We start from the raw sequence: 16,551 nt of genomic DNA, 5'->3' as shown, positions 1-16,551 counted from the left end.
GCGATCGTTGCCCCGTCCATCGATCGCCTGATCGTTGAGCTGGTTCAGAGCTTGCGGCCTCACAGCGGCCCCCGCCCCGGACGGAGATCAGCGTTCCGTACGGGAAACAGTCGGGATCCCGACGGGTAACACCGGCCCCGCACCCTTCCGGTATGAGTACACGGATCGTGGTGGTCGGGGGCGGAACGGCGGGCGCCCGGCTCGCCCAGCGCCTGCCCGTCACCCTCCTCGGCGAAGAACCGCACGCCCCCTACAACAGGGTGCTGCTCGCCGACGTCCTCGCCGGACGGTACGCCCCCGAGGTGATCGCCCTGCCCGGGACCCGCGAGCCGGTACGGCTCGGGGTGCGGGCGGTGCGGATCGACCGGGCCGCGCGGACCGTCGAGTGCGCGGACGGCTCGCTCGTCGCCTACGACCGGCTCGTCCTGGCCACCGGCTCCAACCCCGTGCTCCCGCCGCTGCGCGGTCTGCGCGGGGCCGCGCTCCCGGCCGGCGTCCACCCCTTCCGCACCCTCGACGACTGCCTGGAGCTGCGCGCCCTCGTACGGCCCGGGGCGCGGGCCGTGGTCATCGGCGGCGGACTCCTCGGGGTCTCCGCCGCGCGGGCCCTCGCCGAGCGGGGCGCGGACGTGGTCCTCACCCAGCAGGGCGAGCGCCTCATGGAGCGGCAGCTCGACGAGCACGCCTCGGCGCTGCTGCGGGAGCACGTCGAGGCCCTCGGCGTCGAGGTCCACACCGAGTGCCGGGTCAGCGGCCTGCGGCAGCGGGGCGGGGCGGTCACGGCGGTCGAACTCGCCGACGGCTTCGTCCTCGACGCGCAGGTCGTGGTCCTCGCGTGCGGGGTGCGGCCCCGGGTCGCGCTCGCCCGGGAGGCGGGCCTGGAGGTCGCGACGGGGATCGTGGTCGACGACGAGCTGAGGACGTCGGACCCGTACGTCCACGCGATCGGCGACTGCGCGGAGCACGCGGGACGCGTGTACGGCCTGGCGGGCCCGGCCCTGGACCAGGCGGACGCCCTGGCGGACCTCCTGGCGTCCGTTGTGGGCAGTCGTTCCGCCGGGGCGGAACGGGTGGGCACCACGGACGGCACCCCTGCGGGTGCCTCCGCCCCCCGCGCCCGGACCCGCACCGAGAGCACCTCGCCCTCGGGGTGCGGGGAGGAACCGGAGGCGGAGGCGCCGCCGAGGGCGCCGTCCCGTGTGCCCACCCTCCCCCAGGCTCTCGGCTTCGCTCGAGCAGGGGGGACCCCCATCGCCCCGCGGGACGATCGCCCCCACGGGGCAGAGGCGGCCGCCCCGGCGGAAAGCGGGCCCACAACGGGGTACACCGGCACCCGCGCCCTCACCCGCCTCACGCTGCGCGGTCCGAAGCCCCTCGATCTCGCCGCCTTCGGCGAAGTCACCGCCCGCCCCGGTGACGACGTCGTCCAGCTCACCGACGCCACGCGCAGCGCGTACCGGAAGGTCGTCGTCCGTGGGGACCGGCTCGTCGGGGGCGTACTCCTCGGCGACCTGGCCGCGGTCGGCGCGCTCGCACGGGCCTGGGAGGGCGACGAAGCCCTGCCCGACGAGGCCCCCCTGCTCCACCTGCTCACCCACGACGGAGGCTCCTCATGACCACTCCCACCATCGTCCTGGTCGGCCACGGAATGGTCGGCCAGCGGTTCCTGGAGGCGCTCGCCGACCGTGGCGTCACCGAGCGGGCCAGGATCGTGGTCCTCTGCGAGGAGCCGCGTCCGGCCTACGACCGCGTGCAGCTGACCTCGTACTTCTCCGGCAGGACGCCCGACGACCTGTCGATGGTCGAGGCCGGTTTCATGGAGCGGCACGGCATCGAGCTGCACACCGACGACCCGGCGGAGTCCGTGGACCGGGAGGCCCGGACGGTGGCGGCCCGTTCGGGGCGGGTCTTCGCGTACGACACGCTGGTGCTCGCCACCGGCTCGTACCCCTTCGTTCCCCCCGTCCCCGGCAAGGACGCCAAGGGCTGTTTCGTCTACCGCACGATCGAGGACCTGCTCGCGATCGAGGAGTACGCGAAGACGGCGACGACCGGCGCGGTCGTCGGCGGCGGCCTGCTCGGCCTGGAGGCGGCGGGCGCGCTGAAGGGCCTCGGCCTCGACACGCACGTCGTGGAGTTCGCTCCGCGTCTGATGCCGGTGCAGGTCGACGAGGGCGGCGGCGCGGCCCTGCTCCGCACGATCGAGAAGATGGGCCTGACCGTGCACACGGGGACGGGCACGCAGGAGGTCGTGACGGCGGACGGCGCCGTGACGGGCATGAAGCTGTCGGACGGTTCCCGACTGGCCACGGACATGGTGGTCTTCTCGGCGGGCGTCCGGCCCCGGGACCAGCTGGCCCGCGACTGCGGCCTGACGGTCGGCGAGCGCGGGGGCATCGCGGTCGACGAGCTGTGCCGCACGTCGGACCCGGCGGTCTTCGCGATCGGCGAGTGCGCACTGGCCTCGGACGGCCGGGTGTACGGCCTGGTGGCGCCGGGTTACGAGATGGCGCAGACGGCGGCTGCGGCGATCGCCGGGGAGGAGGCCGGGGACGGCTTCACGGGCGCCGACATGTCGACGAAGCTGAAGCTGCTCGGCGTGGACGTGGCCTCGTTCGGCGACGCGCACGGGACGGCCGGGGACTGCCTCGACGTCGTGTACTCCGACTCCCGTTCGGGCGTCTACAAGAAGCTGGTGGTCTCCGGTGACGGGGTGCTGCTCGGCGGTGTCCTGGTCGGCGACGCCGAGCAGTACGGGCTGCTCCGCCCGCTGACCGGCACCGTGCCGCCGGTCTCGCCCGAGCAGCTGGTGCTCCCGGCGGGCGCGGGCGCGCCGGTCGCGCTGGGCCCCTCGGCGCTGCCGGACGACGCGGTGATCTGCTCCTGCCACAACGTGACGAAGCACGCCATCGGTCAGTGCGAGTCGCTGGCCGAGGTGAAGAGGTGCACCAAGGCCGGTACGGGCTGCGGCAGTTGCGTGAAGGTGATCGAGAAGCTGCTGCCGGCTCCGACGGACGAGGGGCTCTGCGGCTGCTTCTCGTACACCCGGAGCGAGCTGTACGAGATCGCCCGCACCCTGCGGATGACCTCCTTCGCGGCGCTGCTCGACTCGCACGGGCGCGAGGAGGCACGGGGCGGTGAGGGCTGCGAGGTCTGCAAGCCGACCGTCGGCTCGATCCTGGCCTCCCTCAACAACGGCTACATCCTCGACGGCGAGCAGGCCTCCCTCCAGGACACCAACGACCACTTCCTCGCCAACATGCAGCGCAACGGCTCCTATTCGGTGGTGCCGCGCATCCCCGGCGGTGAGATCACCCCGGACAAGCTGATCGTGATCGGAGAGGTGGCCCGGGACTTCGGGCTCTACACGAAGATCACCGGCGGTCAGCGGATCGACCTCTTCGGCGCGCGGGTGGACCAGCTGCCCTCGATCTGGACGCGGCTCGTCGACGCGGGCTTCGAGTCGGGGCACGCGTACGGCAAGGCGCTGCGCACGGTGAAGTCCTGTGTCGGGCAGACCTGGTGCCGCTACGGCGTCCAGGACTCGGTGAGGACGGCGATCCGGCTGGAGCTGCGCTACCGGGGCCTGCGCGCCCCGCACAAGCTGAAGTCGGCGGTGTCGGGATGTGCCCGGGAGTGCGCGGAGGCGCAGTCGAAGGACTTCGGGATCATCGCGACGGCCAACGGCTGGAACCTGTACGTGGGCGGGAACGGCGGCGCGACCCCGCGCCACGCGGACCTGCTCGCGCAGGACCTCTCGGACGCCGAACTGGTCCGTCTGATCGACCGGTTCCTGATGTTCTACATCCGGACGGCGGACCGCCTGGAGCGGACGTCGACCTGGCTGGAGCGCCTGGAGGGCGGACTCGACCACCTCAGGGACGTGGTGGTGCACGACTCGCTCGGCCTCTGCGACGAGCTGGAGGCGCTGATGGCCGCGCACGTCGCCGACTACCGGGACGAGTGGGCCGAGACCCTGGACGACCCGGAGCGGCTGCAGCGCTTCGTCTCCTTCGTGAACGCGCCCGGGGCGCCGGACCCGTCGGTCCGGTTCGTGCCGGAGCGGGACCAGATCAAGCCGGACCTCACGATTCTCACGATCGGAACGCTGGAAGGGGCCACCTCCCGATGACGACGACGATGACGACCACCCTCGAACTCTCCCCCTCCCCCGACTCCTGGATGGCGGTCTGCGAGGAGGCCCGGCTGACCCCGGGCCGGGGCGTGGCGGCGCTGCTGCCGGACGGCCGGCAGGTGGCGGTCTTCCGGGACCGCTCGGGCCGGACGTACGCGATCGACAACCGCGATCCGTTCACGGGGGCGCAGGTGCTGTCCCGGGGTCTTGTCGGTTCGGCGGGCGGGCGGCCGTTCGTGGCCTCGCCGCTCCTGAAGCAGCGCTTCGACCTGGAGACGGGACGGTGCCTGGACGACGACGAGGTCGCGGTGACGGTATATCCCGTCCGCACCAAGTAACTTGACCGATCGTTCCAGATGACCGTACGGTCTCCTCATGGCCAGGACCAAGGAGTTCGATCCGGAGGCCGCACTCCAGGCAGCCCTCGAACTGTTCTGGGCGCGCGGCTACGAGGCGACGACGATGTCGGACCTCGTGGAGCACCTCGGCATCGGCCGCGCCAGCATCTACGCGACCTTCGGCAACAAGCACGAGCTGTACCTGAAGGCGATGGACCGCTACCTGGAGACCCGCGATCCGCGGATCGTCGAGGAGCTGTCCGCGCCGGGCCCGGCCCTGCCGGCCGTGCGGGCCCTCGTCCGCCGCTTCGCCGCCGAGGCGGCGACGGACGGGGAGCGGCTGAACGGCTGCTTCGTCACCAACTCGGCGGCGGAGCTGGGGCCGCACGACGCGGTGGTCGCCCGGCGGGTCGAGCTGAGCTGGGAGCAGATCGAGACGCTGCTGCACGGGGCGCTCGTCCGGGCCGGGGCCGGGGGCGAGCTCCCGGCCGGCCGGGATCCGCGGGCGCTCGCCCGGATGCTGCTGGTGCTGCTGCAGGGGATCCGGGTGGTCGGCAAGGTGTCGAGCGAGCCGGGCCGGGTCACGGACGCGGCGGAGCAGGCGCTGGGACTGCTGGACTGAGGGACGGGCGCCCACGGGGGGCGCCCTTTCTTCGGCGCTCATTCTGGAACGTACGGTCAAGTTCAAAAGCTCAAGGGATCAGAGGAACAGGGGCTCAGGGGGATGGACATGGCGACGACACGGTCACGGCGCCCCGATGCCGTGCGCACCCGGCACGGCTTCCTCCTCCTCGGCGCCGTCCAGACGACGCTCGTCCTCACGCTCGCCTCCCTCGCCGTCCCCCTCCCCCGCATCGGCGCCGAGTTCCGGCTCGACCGCGCCCAGCTGATCCTGCTGAGCGCCGCCTACGGCCTGACCTTCGCCGGACTGCTCCTCCTCGGCGGCCGGATCGCCGACCGCTCCGGGGGGCGCCGGCCCCTCACCGCCGGGCTCGTGGTCTTCGGCGCCGCCTCCGTCCTCGCGCCCCTCGCCCCCGGGTACGGGACGCTGCTCGCCGCCCGGTTCGGTCAGGGCGTCGGCGCGGCGCTCGTCGCCCCGGCCGCGATGGCGGTGCTCCGGGCGCTGTACCCCGAACCCGCCGCGTACGGCAGGGCGATGGCCACCTGGGGCGGCCTCTCCGTGCTCGGCGCGACCGCGGGGAACCTGCTCTCGGGGGTCGTCGCGGCGGCCGCCTCCTGGCGCGGCACCTTCGCGGTCCCGATCGCGGTGACGGCGGCGGCGCTGTCCCTGGCCCCGAGGCTCCTGCCGGAGCCCGCCCCGGCCTCCGGCTCCCGCCGCCCCCTCGACCTGCCCGGGGCGCTGCTCGCCACCGCCGGGGTCACGCTCGCCAGTTACGGGCTCGTCCTCACCGACGCCCACCCCTGGGGCTCCGCCCCGGTGCTCCTCCCGCTGCTCGCCGGCCTCGTCCTGCTCGCCGCCTTCGGGGCCGTCGAGCGGCGGGCCGCCGACCCGCTGCTGCCCCCGGACTTCCTGCGCGACGGCCGCCGCGCCCTGGGCCTCGCGGCGATCGGGCTCACGGCGGCCGGCACGGCCACGGTCTTCGTCCTGCTGTCCCTCGCGCTCCAGCAGGGGCGCGGCTGGTCCGCGCCGCTCACCTCCGCCGCCTTCGTGCCCTTCGCGGTCGCCCTGCTCGGCTCGGGCCGGCTCGCGGGCCCGCTGATCGGGCGGTACGGCCCCGGGCGGGTGACCGCCGCCGGGCTCGGCACCGCCGCGGCCGGACTCGGGCTGCTCGCCGCGACCGGCTCCGACACCTCCGTCCCGTACGCGTACGGGCTGCTTCCCGGCCTGCTCCTGCTGCCGGCCGGTGCCGCGCTGTCCTTCGCGGGCGCCGCGGTCCTCGCCACCGAGGGGGTTCCGGCACACCGCGCGGGCCTCGCGGGCGGCGTCCTGAACACGGCGATGGAGCTCGGCCCGACCGTGCTCTTCGCCGCCCTGCTCACCCTCGGCGGCGACGCGGTGTCGCTGGCGGCCGCGGCCGTCCTGTTCACCGTCCTCGCCGCCGCACTCCTCCACCAGAAGGGCTGACCAGCATGTCCGCACGTTTCACCGACCGCACCGTCCTCGTCACCGGCGCCGGCTCCGGTCTCGGCCGGGCCATCGCGCTCGCGTTCGCCGCCGAGGGCGCGAAGGTCGTCGTCGCCGGCCGCACGGCGGAGCCCCTCGACGGGACGGTCGCCCTGATCGAGGCCGCCGGGGGCACGGCCGCGGCGGTCACCGCCGACGTGTCGAGCGCCGGGTCCACCAGGGAGCTGGTCCGGCGCACGGTCGAGCTGTTCGGCGGCCTGGACGTCGCCGTGAACAACGCGGGGGTCTTCCGGGGCGGCGGCCACAGCGCCGCCGACCTCCCCCTGGAGGACTGGCACACGCTGCTCGACGTCAACGTCACGGGCGTGCTGCACGCCCTCCAGGCCGAGGTCGGCCACATGCGGGCGAACGGCGGCGGGGCCATCGTGAACATCGCGTCCAACCTGGGCCCGCACGTCCGGATCCCCGGCGTCTTCGGCTACCAGGTCTCCAAGGCGGCGGTCTCGGCGATCACCCGGGCAGCGGCCCGGGACCACATCGGCGACGGGATCCGGATCAACGCCGTCAGCCCCGGCGCCGCCGAGTCCACGATGTCGCTGCAGCCCGGCGAGACGGAGGCCGAGCGGGAGGTCCGGATGAAGGAGCAGTCGCCGCTGGGCCGCATCTCGTCCGCGGCCGAGGTGGCGGCGGCGGTGCTGTACCTCGCGTCGGACGACGCGGGCTCCGCCGTCGGCACGGACCTGGTGATCGACGGCGGCGTCTCGGCCTGAGCCGGACGTCGGGCCTCAGCCCTGGACGGCCGCCGGGTCCATCCAGAAGACCTCCCAGTGGTGGCCGTCCAGGTCGGCGAAGGAACGGCCGTACATGAAGTCCATCTCCAGCGGCTCCTTCGCGGGGGTGCCGCCGGCCGCGAGGGCGGCGTCGGCGAGCCGGTCGACCGCCTCCCGGCTCTCGGCGCTCAGCGTGACCAGGACCTCCGTGGTCTTGGTCGCGTCGGAGATCTCCTTGCCGGGTGCCATGAAGGACGTGAACTTGGGCTCTTCGAGGAGCATCGCGAAGATCGTGTCGCTGATGACCACACAGGCGCTCGTCTCGTCGCTGAACTGCGGGTTCGAGGCGTATCCGAGCTTCTCGAAGAAGGCCTTGCTGGCGTCGACGTCCTTGACGGGCAGGTTCACGAAGATCATCTGCGGGGCCATGGCGCTCTCTCTTCTCTCGTCCGGTCCTGTCGAGAGGTAAGACGGCCCCGCCCCTCGGAACTCATCGCTCTCCCGGGGATTCTTTTCGCTCAGGCCACGGAGCGCAGTTCGAGGGCCGCCAGGGGGACGAACCCGCCGCCCGTGCCCCCGGTGTCCGCGTCGGGCCCGGCGAGCCGGCGCAGCATGGCGAGGGCGATCCGCTCGCCCTGCGCCTTGGCCCGTTCGGCCCGGGGGCCGCTGTGGAGGCCGTCGACGCTCGCGTGCCAGAGCTGCACCCAGCGGCCGAAGTGGGCGGCGGTGAGCGGCCGGGCGCTGTGCAGGACGGCGTGCGGGGCGAAGGCGTCGCGGCCGTAGCCGGCGGTGCGGAAGAGGGCGCGCTCCCAGAAGTCGGCGATGCGCGGCAGGTGGAGCTCCAGGTCGGTCCCGGCGATCTCGGTGAAGAAGGGCCCGATCAGCGGATCGGCGAAGGCGGCGCCGTAGAAGCGCCGCAGCAGCACGTCGAGGTCGTGGCGGTCGCCGATGTCGGGGGTCTCACGCATGCCCCCAGTGTGCCCCGGCACAGGGTGTCCCCCGGTGCCGAGGTCCTCGTCACCGGACCGTCCAGTGGTGGACGGTGTCCCTCGTGCCGCCGCAGGTGAGCCAGGTGCCGTCCCCGAGGGCGCGGACGAGGCCGTCGGCCGTGCCCTGGGGGTAGCGGACGCGCCCGCGCCGCTCCAGGGTGCGGGCGTCGAGGAGCCAGGTGCCGTGCGCCCCGGGATCGGAGTCGTACTCGACCTGGGTGGTCGCGAGGACGGTGTCGCCGTCGAGGAAGCCGCAGCCGTGGTCCCACCGCACCTCCTCGTTCTCGGCGAGGACCGTGCCGTCGAGGGCGTGCAGCCGGAGGTCGTTGCCGTGGTGCTCGACCGTGAGGAATCCGGCGTGGTCGGGGTGGACGTCGAACAGGATGCGGTCGAGCCCGTCGTTCAGCCCGTCGTGGACGGTCAGCCGCCGCCCGTCCCAGCGCCCCCAGTACACGAGGACGCCGTCCTGCCCCATGCCCACGCACAGGCCCATGTGCACGCCGTCGGGGTGGACGAGGTGCCACGAGCCGGAGGCCACGCTGTCCGGCATGGGCAGCCGGGCCAGCTCGCGGCCGGTCTCGGCGTCGAGGACGACCCAGCCCTCCAGGTAGTCGTCGGGGGCGTCCCCCGCCTCCAGGACGACGTGCGCCCACACGAACCGTCCGTCGGCGGAGACCCCGCTGGAGCCGGACTCGCTCCCCGAGCAGACCTGCCGATCGTCGCCGGTGTGCGGGTGCCCGACGCGCTGGTCCCAGCAGGCGTGCTCGTACACCCACCGGGTCGACCCGTCGGCACGCACCGCCCGCACCGAACGCTGTCCGGAGAAGGCGGCGAAGGCCAGGCCGGGGTCCGCGGAGTGGACTCCCCCGCCCCAGCCGGGCCACGGCAGCGGGAAGACGACGTCGGGCGCCCGGTCCCCCGCGAACAGCGGGTCCAGTGCGTGCACTTCGAGGTCGGCGCCGTGCAGCAGCAGGGCCCGGGGCCGACCGGTCGCCTGCGCCTCGAAGGGCCGGCCGTAGACCAGTTCGCGCGCTCCCGGGAGCGCGATCGAATCGAGCAGCTGTGCGTCGACGTCCATGGCGGGAAACCTAGCGCCCCGCACCGACAGCGAGGCACCCGCCCGGCACCCGCCGCCTCCCCGTCACCGCTCGTTGACGTGCAGTCAACTCCGTGCTCCTAGGTTCCGGAAGCGCGCGACCCCGTCGCCGACCGGTGCGGCGGGGCACCACCCTTCTCGGGAGTGAGACGTGGAGCGACGCACTTTCCTGCGTGGAGCGGTCATCGGCACCTCGGCCGCCGCCTTCGGCGGCAGCCTGTGGCAGAGCGCGGCCGTCGCCGCCCCCGCCCAGCCCGGCGCCGGCCCCTACGGGGCGCTCGGCACGGCCGACGCGAACGGCATCCAGCTGCCGGCCGGGTTCAGCAGCCGGGTGATCGCCCGGTCCGGCCAGACCGTGACCGGCACCTCGTACGCCTGGCACAACGCCCCCGACGGCGGCGCCTGCTTCGCCGACGGCACCGGCTGGATCTACGTATCGAACTCGGAGATCAACCCGAGCGGCGGGGCGAGCGCGGTGCGGTTCGACTCGGCGGGCACGGTCACCGGGGCGTACCGCATCCTCTCCGGCACCCGCCAGAACTGCGCCGGCGGCAAGACCCCGTGGAACACCTGGCTGTCCTGCGAGGAGGTGTCCCTCGGCTACGTCTACGAGACGAACCCGTGGGGCGGCACCGCCACCCGCCGGGACGCGATGGGCCGCTTCAAGCACGAGGCCGCGGCCGCCGACCCGGTGCGCCGGGTGATCTACCTGACCGAGGACGAGACGGACGGCTGCTTCTACCGCTTCGTCCCCACCACCTGGGGCGACCTCTCCTCCGGCACCCTCCAGGTGCTCACGGCCGGCACCGCCGCCTCCGGCACCTTCTCCTGGCAGAACGTGCCGGACCCGGACGGCTCCCCGACCACCACCCGCACCCAGGTCTCCGCCGCCAAGCACTTCAACGGCGGCGAGGGCTGCCACTACGCCAACGACACCGTCTGGTTCACCACCAAGGGCGACAACCGGGTCTGGCAGGTCGACCTGGCCGCCGGCACGTACGAGCTGGCCTACGACGACTCGCTGGTCGTCGGCGGCGGCGCCCCGCTGACCGGCGTCGACAACATCACCGGCTCCTCCTCCGGCGACCTGTACGTCGCCGAGGACGGCGGCAACATGGAGATCTGCCTGATCACGCCGGACGACATCGTGACGCCGTTCCTGCGGATCAACGGCCAGTCCGGCTCCGAGATCACCGGCCCCGCCTTCTCCCCCGACGGCACGCGCCTGTACTTCTCCAGCCAGCGCGGCACGACCGGCAGCTCCTCGGGCGGCATCACCTACGAGGTGAGGGGCCCGTTCCGCGCGTAGCCACGAGGCGACGGGCCCGTCCCGCTCCCGGGGACGGGCCCTCTTCGCGCGTAGCTATGACGTGACCTGCCCGTTCCGCGCGTAGCCGCCCGGGTAGCAGCGCAGGTCCACCGTCCGCTGGGCACCGCCGAGCAGGGCGGCGCCCAGCGGCGTCAGCGTGTGCAGGACCGCGTTGCCATGGCGGAGGGTCGCGATGAGCCCGGCCTCGCGCAGCACGCCCGCGTGCTGGCTGGCCGAGGCCAGCGACACCCCGGCCCTGCGGGCCAGCTCGCTGGTCGTCCCGCCGTCCCCGATGGCGTGCAGGACGGCCGAGCGGGTCTGGCCGACCAGCTTGGCCAGCGAGGAGCCGCCCGGGGCGCGGACGGTCGGCGACTCGCCGTGCGTGACGGGGTAGACGAGGACCGGCGGCAGCGCGGGGTCGCGCAGCACCACCGGGGTCCCCCGGCAGAAGAACGAGGGCTGGAGCAGCAGCCCGCGCCCGTCGAGGTGGACGTCCCGGTCGACCGGGTAGTCCGCCTCCAGGACGGGCGCGCGCCAGCGCAGCATCGGCGGCAGCGAGGCGAGCAGCTCCTCGGCGCCGCCGTCCAGGAGGGCCCGGCCGCGGCGGGCCCGGTCGGCCTCGACCCGGGCCCGGATGTGCGGCCAGTACGGCTCGATCGCGGCCCGGTGGTAGCTGCGCAGGGCCCCCACGAGCCGGTCGAAGGGCTCCGCGCCGCCGTCGGCGAGGGCCCGCAGCGAGTGGGGCACGGTCCGTGCTCCGGAGCGGTCGGCGGCGAGCAGCGAGAGCTCGTCGCGCAGCCGGCCGGGTTCGGTGGCACGGATCGCCTGGAGGCCCTCGTCGAGACCGTGGACGCCTTCGGCGGGCGTCAGGAAGTCGGGGAAATAGCCGCGGCTGGGAACGAGCGCGGCGAGGATCCGGGTCTCACCGCCGAGCCGCATCCGGGCGTCCGAGCGCCATTCTCCGTAGAAGACGGGGCCGCGCCGGTCCCTTAAACGGTGAAAGCTCAGAATCGTTTCCCACAGAACATCCGGCCGGGCGGCCGTCCGCACCCCTGCCAAATCGTTCCCGGTGAAATGAATCCGCAGCATGAACGTCCCCACCTGTGCACTCGCAACCACCCCCGACGACGAGTATGCACAGCATCACTGCACGTTACCAGGGTGTTTCAGCCACAGTTGAAAGGCATCGCGGCGATCAGGGGGGAACCGAAAAGCTGTACGGGTCGGGCAGGAAACCTTCAGGACCGAGGTGACGTGGTGAAGACCGTGGGGGGCTTTGCCCGTCCGGCGGCGGTCGGCGAGGTTGTGGCTCACCTGCCCGGCATCGGTAAAGGGCGCGGCCTCCGGGTGGGGATCCGGGGGTCGCGCCCGCCCCGTTCTTTGCGCTGAAGAATCCAGAAGTTCAATGTCCAATAATTCAAACGGCCGCAATTGAACATTGACTCACATCAGCTCGACAAGCAAACGAACAACGGGACGGACACCTCCGCACAAAGGTGTCCGTCCCGCCTCTTTTGTGAATCCGGAGCCGCCGCCCGTCGGTGAGGGTGGTGAGAGACCGACGGCGGCCCCGGTGGACTCAGCGGCTGTCGCTGCCCTTCGCCTCGGCCGCGGCGCGGCCGGCCTCCAGGCGCGCCACCGGGATCCGGAAGGGCGAGCAGGAGACGTAGTCGAGGCCGACCTCGTGGAAGAAGTGCACCGACTCCGGGTCGCCGCCGTGCTCGCCGCAGACACCGAGCTTGATGTCGGGGCGGGTGGCCCGGCCGGCCTCGACGGCGCTGCGCACCAGGGAGCCGACGCCGTCCTTGTCGATGGTCTCGAAGGGGCTGACGCCGAAGATGCCCTTCTCCAGGTACGCGGTGAAGAACGAGGCCTCCACGTCGTCGCGGGAGAAGCCCCACACCGTCTGCGTCAGGTCGTTCGTACCGAAGGAGAAGAACTCCGCGGCCTCGGCGATCTGACCGGCGGTCACGGCGGCGCGCGGCAGCTCGATCATGGTGCCGAGCGCGAGCTTCAGCTCGACGCCGGTCTGCGCCCGCACCTCGGCGATGACCTGCTCGGCCTCCTCGCGGACGATCTCCAGCTCCTGGACGGTGCCGACGAGCGGGATCATGATCTCGGCGCGCGGGTCGCCCTTGGCTTCGATGCGGTGGGCCGCGGCCTCCGCGATCGCCCGGACCTGCATGGTGAACAGGCCGGGGATGACCAGGCCGAGGCGGACGCCGCGCAGACCCAGCATCGGGTTCTGCTCGTGCAGCCGGTGCACGGCCTGGAGCAGGCGCAGGTCGTTCTCGTGCGGCTCCTTGCGGGACTCGGCGAGGGCGACGCGCACCGACAGCTCGGTGATGTCGGGCAGGAACTCGTGCAGCGGCGGGTCGAGCAGGCGGACCGTGACGGGCAGCCCGTCCATGGCCTCGAAGAGCTCGATGAAGTCCTGCTTCTGCAGCGGGAGCAGCGCCTTCAGCGACTCCTCGCGCTCGGCTTCCGTGTCGGCGAGGATGAGCCGCTCGACGTACTGGCGGCGCTCGCCGAGGAACATGTGCTCGGTGCGGCACAGGCCGATGCCCTGGGCGCCGAAGCGGCGGGCGCGCGAGGCGTCCTCGGCGTTGTCGGCGTTGGCGCGGACGCGGAGGCGGCGGACGCGGTCGGCGTAGGCCATGATCCGGTGGACGGCGGCGACGAGCTCGTCGGCGTCGTCGGCGCCGGCGTGCATGCGGCCCTCGAAGTACTCGACGACCGGGGAGGGCACGACGGGCACCTCGCCGAGGTAGACCTTGCCGGTGGAGCCGTCGATGGAGACGACGTCGCCCTCCTCGACGACCTGGCCGTCGGCCGTGGTCATCCGGCGGCGCTTGGTGTCGACCTCCAGCTCCTCGGCACCGCAGACACAGGTCTTGCCCATGCCGCGGGCGACGACGGCGGCGTGCGAGGTCTTGCCGCCGCGGGAGGTGAGGATGCCCTCGGCGGCGATCATGCCGTCCAGGTCGTCCGGGTTGGTCTCGCGGCGGATCAGGATGACCTTCTCGCCGGAGCGGGACCACTTGACGGCCGTGTACGAGTCGAAGACGGCCTTGCCGACGGCGGCGCCCGGGGAGGCGGCGATGCCGCGCCCGATCTGCTCGACCTTGGCGTTCTCGTCGAACTTGGGGAACATCAGCTGGGCGAGCTGGGCGCCGGTGACGCGCTGGAGCGCCTCGGCCTCGTCGATCAGGCCCTGGTCCACGAGCTGCGTGGCGATGCGGAAGGCGGCACCGGCGGTGCGCTTGCCGACACGGGTCTGGAGCATCCAGAGCTGGCCGCGCTCGATGGTGAACTCGATGTCGCAGAGATCCTTGTAGTGGGTCTCCAGCGTCTCCATGATCTGCATGAGCTGGTCGTACGACTTCTTGTCGATCGACTCGAGGTCGGCCAGCGGCACGGTGTTGCGGATGCCGGCGACGACGTCCTCGCCCTGCGCGTTCTGCAGGTAGTCGCCGTAGACGCCCTGGTGGCCGGAGGCGGGGTCGCGGGTGAAGGCGACGCCGGTGCCGGATTCCGGGCCGAGGTTGCCGAAGACCATCGAGCAGACGTTGACGGCGGTGCCGAGGTCGCCCGGGATGCGCTCCTGGCGGCGGTACAGCTTGGCGCGGTCCGTGTTCCAGGAGTTGAAGACGGCCTCGATGGCGAGGTCCATCTGCTCGCGCGGGTCCTGCGGGAAGTCGCGGCCGGTCTGGGCCTTCACGATCTTCTTGAAGTGCTTGACGACCTTCTTGAGGTCGGCGGCGTCCAGGTCGGTGTCGCTGGCGACCTTCTTCGCGGCCTTGGCCTCGTCGAGGGCCTCCTCGAAGAGCTCGCCGTCGACGCCGAGGACGGTCTTGCCGAACATCTGGATCAGGCGGCGGTACGAGTCCCACGCGAAGCGGTCGTTGTCGGCCTGGCGGGCGAGGCCGGTGACGGACTCGTCGGAGAGGCCGATGTTGAGGACGGTGTCCATCATGCCCGGCATGGAGAACTTCGCGCCCGAGCGGACGGAGACGAGCAGCGGGTCGTCGGCCTGGCCGAGCTTCTTGCCCATCTTCCGCTCGAGGGCGTCGAGGTGGGCGGTCACCTCGTCGCGGAGCTCGACCGGCTCGGAGCCGCTCTCGAGGTAGACCTTGCACGCCTCGGTGGTGATCGTGAAGCCCGGAGGCACCGGCAGGCCGAGGTTGGTCATCTCGGCGAGGTTGGCGCCCTTGCCACCGAGCAGGTCCTTCAGGTCCCTGTTGCCCTCGGTGAAGTCGTACACGAACTTCTGATCAATGTTTCCCGACACGGGTCTCGACTCCTCGACGACTCGGTTGGCTGCCCTGACGGCGAGGAACATACCCAGATCGAAGGCTTCTAGGGAGGTACGCCTGCCGGTCACACGGTTTTAACCACCCATCCGCCACCACTTCGAAAGTTACCGATGCGAAGTATCCGGTTTCACGCCCCGAAGGCCAGTTGACCCAAATCAGGGAAGAGCCGCTCTTCTGAGCGCCCAATCGAGCATTTGCGTTCAACTCTTGAAGGCAAAAGGGGTGGCACTCGGTGCCACCCCTTCAGGCTGTACAGCTGCCCGTGATCCGCTCATCTGAGCGCAAGCCCCCTCAAGGGTGGCGAGGATCACTCCCCCGGAAGGGGCTGAATCTCAGCCTCCGGACGTGTCCAGCTCGGCGTCCTCGCTCACTCCGGCGCAGTCGTACGGGTCCTTCAACCAGCCATCCGGCAGGACAACCCGGTTGTTTCCGGATGTACGACCCCGGGGGCCGTCCGCGCCCACCGGCCAGGGCTGGTCCAGGTCGAGCTCGCTCAACTGAGCGCGCAGCTCCTCCAGGGAGGAGGTGATCGCGAGCTTCTTGCGCATCTCGGAACCGACCGCGAAGCCCTTCAGGTACCAGGCCACGTGCTTGCGGAAGTCGATGACACCGCGTGCCTCGTCTCCCAGCCACTCGCCGAGCAGCCGCGCGTGCCGCACCATCGCGTCCGCGACCTCCCGCAGGCCCGGCTGCGCGTAGGCCCCGGTGCCCTCGAAGCCCGCCACCAGGTCCCCGAAGAGCCAGGGGCGGCCCAGGCAGCCGCGGCCCACGACGACACCGTCGCAGCCCGTCTCGCGCATCATCCGCAGGGCGTCGTCCGCCGACCAGATGTCGCCGTTGCCGAGCACCGGGATCTCCGGCACGTGCTCCTTGAGCCGGGCGATCGCGTCCCAGTCGGCCGTGCCGCCGTAGTGCTGCGCCGCCGTCCGCCCGTGCAGGGCGATCGCCGTGACGCCCTCCTCGACCGCGATCCGGCCCGCGTCGAGGTAGGTGATGTGGTCGTCGTCGATGCCCTTGCGCATCTTCATCGTGACCGGCAGGTCGCCCGCGTTGGTCACGGCCTCGTTCAGGATCGCCCGCAGCAGCGGCCGCTTGTAGGGCAGGGCCGAGCCGCCGCCCTTCCGGGTCACCTTGGGGACCGGGCAGCCGAAGTTCAGGTCGATGTGGTCGGCCAGGTCCTCGTCGACGATCATCCGCACGGCCTTGCCGACCGTCACGGGGTCGACCCCGTACAGCTGGATCGAGCGCGGCTTCTCCGTCTCGTCGAAGCGGATGAGCTGCATCGTCTTCTCGTTGCGCTCGACCAGGGCGCGTGTCGTGATCATCTCGCTCACGAACAGCCCCTTGCCGCCGCTGAACTCACGGCAGAGGGTACGGAAGGGGGCGTTGGTGATGCCGGCCATGGGGGCGAGCACCACCGGGGGCTGCACGATGTGCGGCCCGATGGCGAGGGGGGTGAACGCGGTCATTCGGCCATTGTCCCGCACTGCGGAGTTTCTTAGACAGCCATAC

General features: G+C 72.3%; 13 protein-coding genes. 7 read left to right on the top strand and 6 right to left on the bottom strand.

Annotation, left to right across the window (positions count from 1 at the left end; all coding sequences use genetic code 11):
• The first annotated feature begins 152 nt into the window (after positions 1–152).
• The 6 genes from ACFYUZ_RS01265 to ACFYUZ_RS01240 all read left to right on the top strand — a co-directional run bounded on the left by ACFYUZ_RS01265 (position 153) and on the right by ACFYUZ_RS01240 (position 7,329).
• A complete protein-coding gene (locus ACFYUZ_RS01265) occupies positions 153–1,616 on the top strand; it encodes an FAD-dependent oxidoreductase (protein WP_389305201.1) in 1,464 nt (487 codons plus the stop codon).
• Entirely contained in the window at positions 1,613–4,132 is a 2,520-nt protein-coding gene (gene nirB / locus ACFYUZ_RS01260) for a nitrite reductase large subunit NirB (protein ID WP_389305200.1), read from the top strand. Before ACFYUZ_RS01265 ends, nirB begins: the two co-directional genes overlap by 4 nt.
• Positions 4,129–4,473: a nitrite reductase small subunit NirD gene (gene nirD, locus ACFYUZ_RS01255; protein ID WP_389305198.1), complete on the top strand. Its 345-nt coding sequence runs from the start codon at positions 4,129–4,131 to the stop codon at positions 4,471–4,473. Before nirB ends, nirD begins: the two co-directional genes overlap by 4 nt.
• Positions 4,474–4,510: 37 nt before the next feature.
• The gene (locus ACFYUZ_RS01250; protein ID WP_389305196.1) at positions 4,511–5,095 is read left to right on the top strand and encodes a TetR/AcrR family transcriptional regulator; all 585 of its coding nucleotides are present in this window, start codon (positions 4,511–4,513) and stop codon (positions 5,093–5,095) included.
• 108 nt (positions 5,096–5,203) lie between these two features.
• Positions 5,204–6,559: an MFS transporter gene (locus ACFYUZ_RS01245; protein ID WP_389305194.1), complete on the top strand. Its 1,356-nt coding sequence runs from the start codon at positions 5,204–5,206 to the stop codon at positions 6,557–6,559.
• A gap of 5 nt (positions 6,560–6,564) precedes the next feature.
• The gene (locus ACFYUZ_RS01240) at positions 6,565–7,329 is read left to right on the top strand and encodes an SDR family NAD(P)-dependent oxidoreductase (protein ID WP_389305192.1); all 765 of its coding nucleotides are present in this window, start codon (positions 6,565–6,567) and stop codon (positions 7,327–7,329) included.
• 15 nt (positions 7,330–7,344) lie between these two features.
• On the opposite strand, the gene ACFYUZ_RS01235 is transcribed toward ACFYUZ_RS01240, so the two are convergent.
• From ACFYUZ_RS01235 to ACFYUZ_RS01225, 3 genes are all read right to left on the bottom strand, one after another.
• Positions 7,345–7,758: a VOC family protein gene (locus ACFYUZ_RS01235; RefSeq protein ID WP_389305190.1), complete on the bottom strand. Its 414-nt coding sequence runs from the start codon at positions 7,756–7,758 to the stop codon at positions 7,345–7,347.
• 89 nt (positions 7,759–7,847) lie between these two features.
• Complete coding sequence (locus ACFYUZ_RS01230; RefSeq protein WP_389305189.1) at positions 7,848–8,297, bottom strand: group III truncated hemoglobin; 450 nt, start codon at positions 8,295–8,297, stop codon at positions 7,848–7,850.
• Positions 8,298–8,346: 49 nt separating this feature from the next.
• On the bottom strand, positions 8,347–9,396 hold the full coding sequence (locus ACFYUZ_RS01225; protein ID WP_389305187.1) for a hypothetical protein: 1,050 nt from the start codon (positions 9,394–9,396) through the stop codon (positions 8,347–8,349).
• A gap of 169 nt (positions 9,397–9,565) precedes the next feature.
• On the opposite strand from ACFYUZ_RS01225, the gene ACFYUZ_RS01220 reads away from it, so the two are divergent.
• Complete coding sequence (locus ACFYUZ_RS01220) at positions 9,566–10,723, top strand: alkaline phosphatase PhoX (protein ID WP_389305186.1); 1,158 nt, start codon at positions 9,566–9,568, stop codon at positions 10,721–10,723.
• A gap of 54 nt (positions 10,724–10,777) precedes the next feature.
• Here ACFYUZ_RS01220 and ACFYUZ_RS01215 read toward each other — a convergent pair whose 3' ends face one another.
• From ACFYUZ_RS01215 to dusB, 3 genes are all read right to left on the bottom strand, one after another.
• Positions 10,778–11,812 carry a helix-turn-helix domain-containing protein gene (locus tag ACFYUZ_RS01215; RefSeq protein ID WP_389305184.1) on the bottom strand — a complete coding sequence of 345 codons (1,035 nt, stop codon included), beginning with the start codon at positions 11,810–11,812 and terminating at the stop codon, positions 10,778–10,780.
• 490 nt (positions 11,813–12,302) lie between these two features.
• On the bottom strand, positions 12,303–15,014 hold the full coding sequence (gene ppdK, locus ACFYUZ_RS01210) for a pyruvate, phosphate dikinase (RefSeq protein ID WP_389305182.1): 2,712 nt from the start codon (positions 15,012–15,014) through the stop codon (positions 12,303–12,305).
• Positions 15,015–15,371: 357 nt separating this feature from the next.
• Positions 15,372–16,508, bottom strand: a complete 1,137-nt coding sequence (dusB, locus tag ACFYUZ_RS01205; RefSeq protein WP_389305181.1) for a tRNA dihydrouridine synthase DusB — start codon at positions 16,506–16,508, stop codon at positions 15,372–15,374.
• Between the last annotated feature and the right edge of the window lie 43 nt (positions 16,509–16,551).

The organism is Streptomyces sp. NPDC004266, assembly GCF_042874095.1.
Classification (GTDB): Bacteria; Actinomycetota; Actinomycetes; order Streptomycetales; family Streptomycetaceae; genus Streptomyces.
Note: the sequence above shows the minus strand (reverse complement) of the source record. Positions and strands in the feature narration are given on the sequence as shown.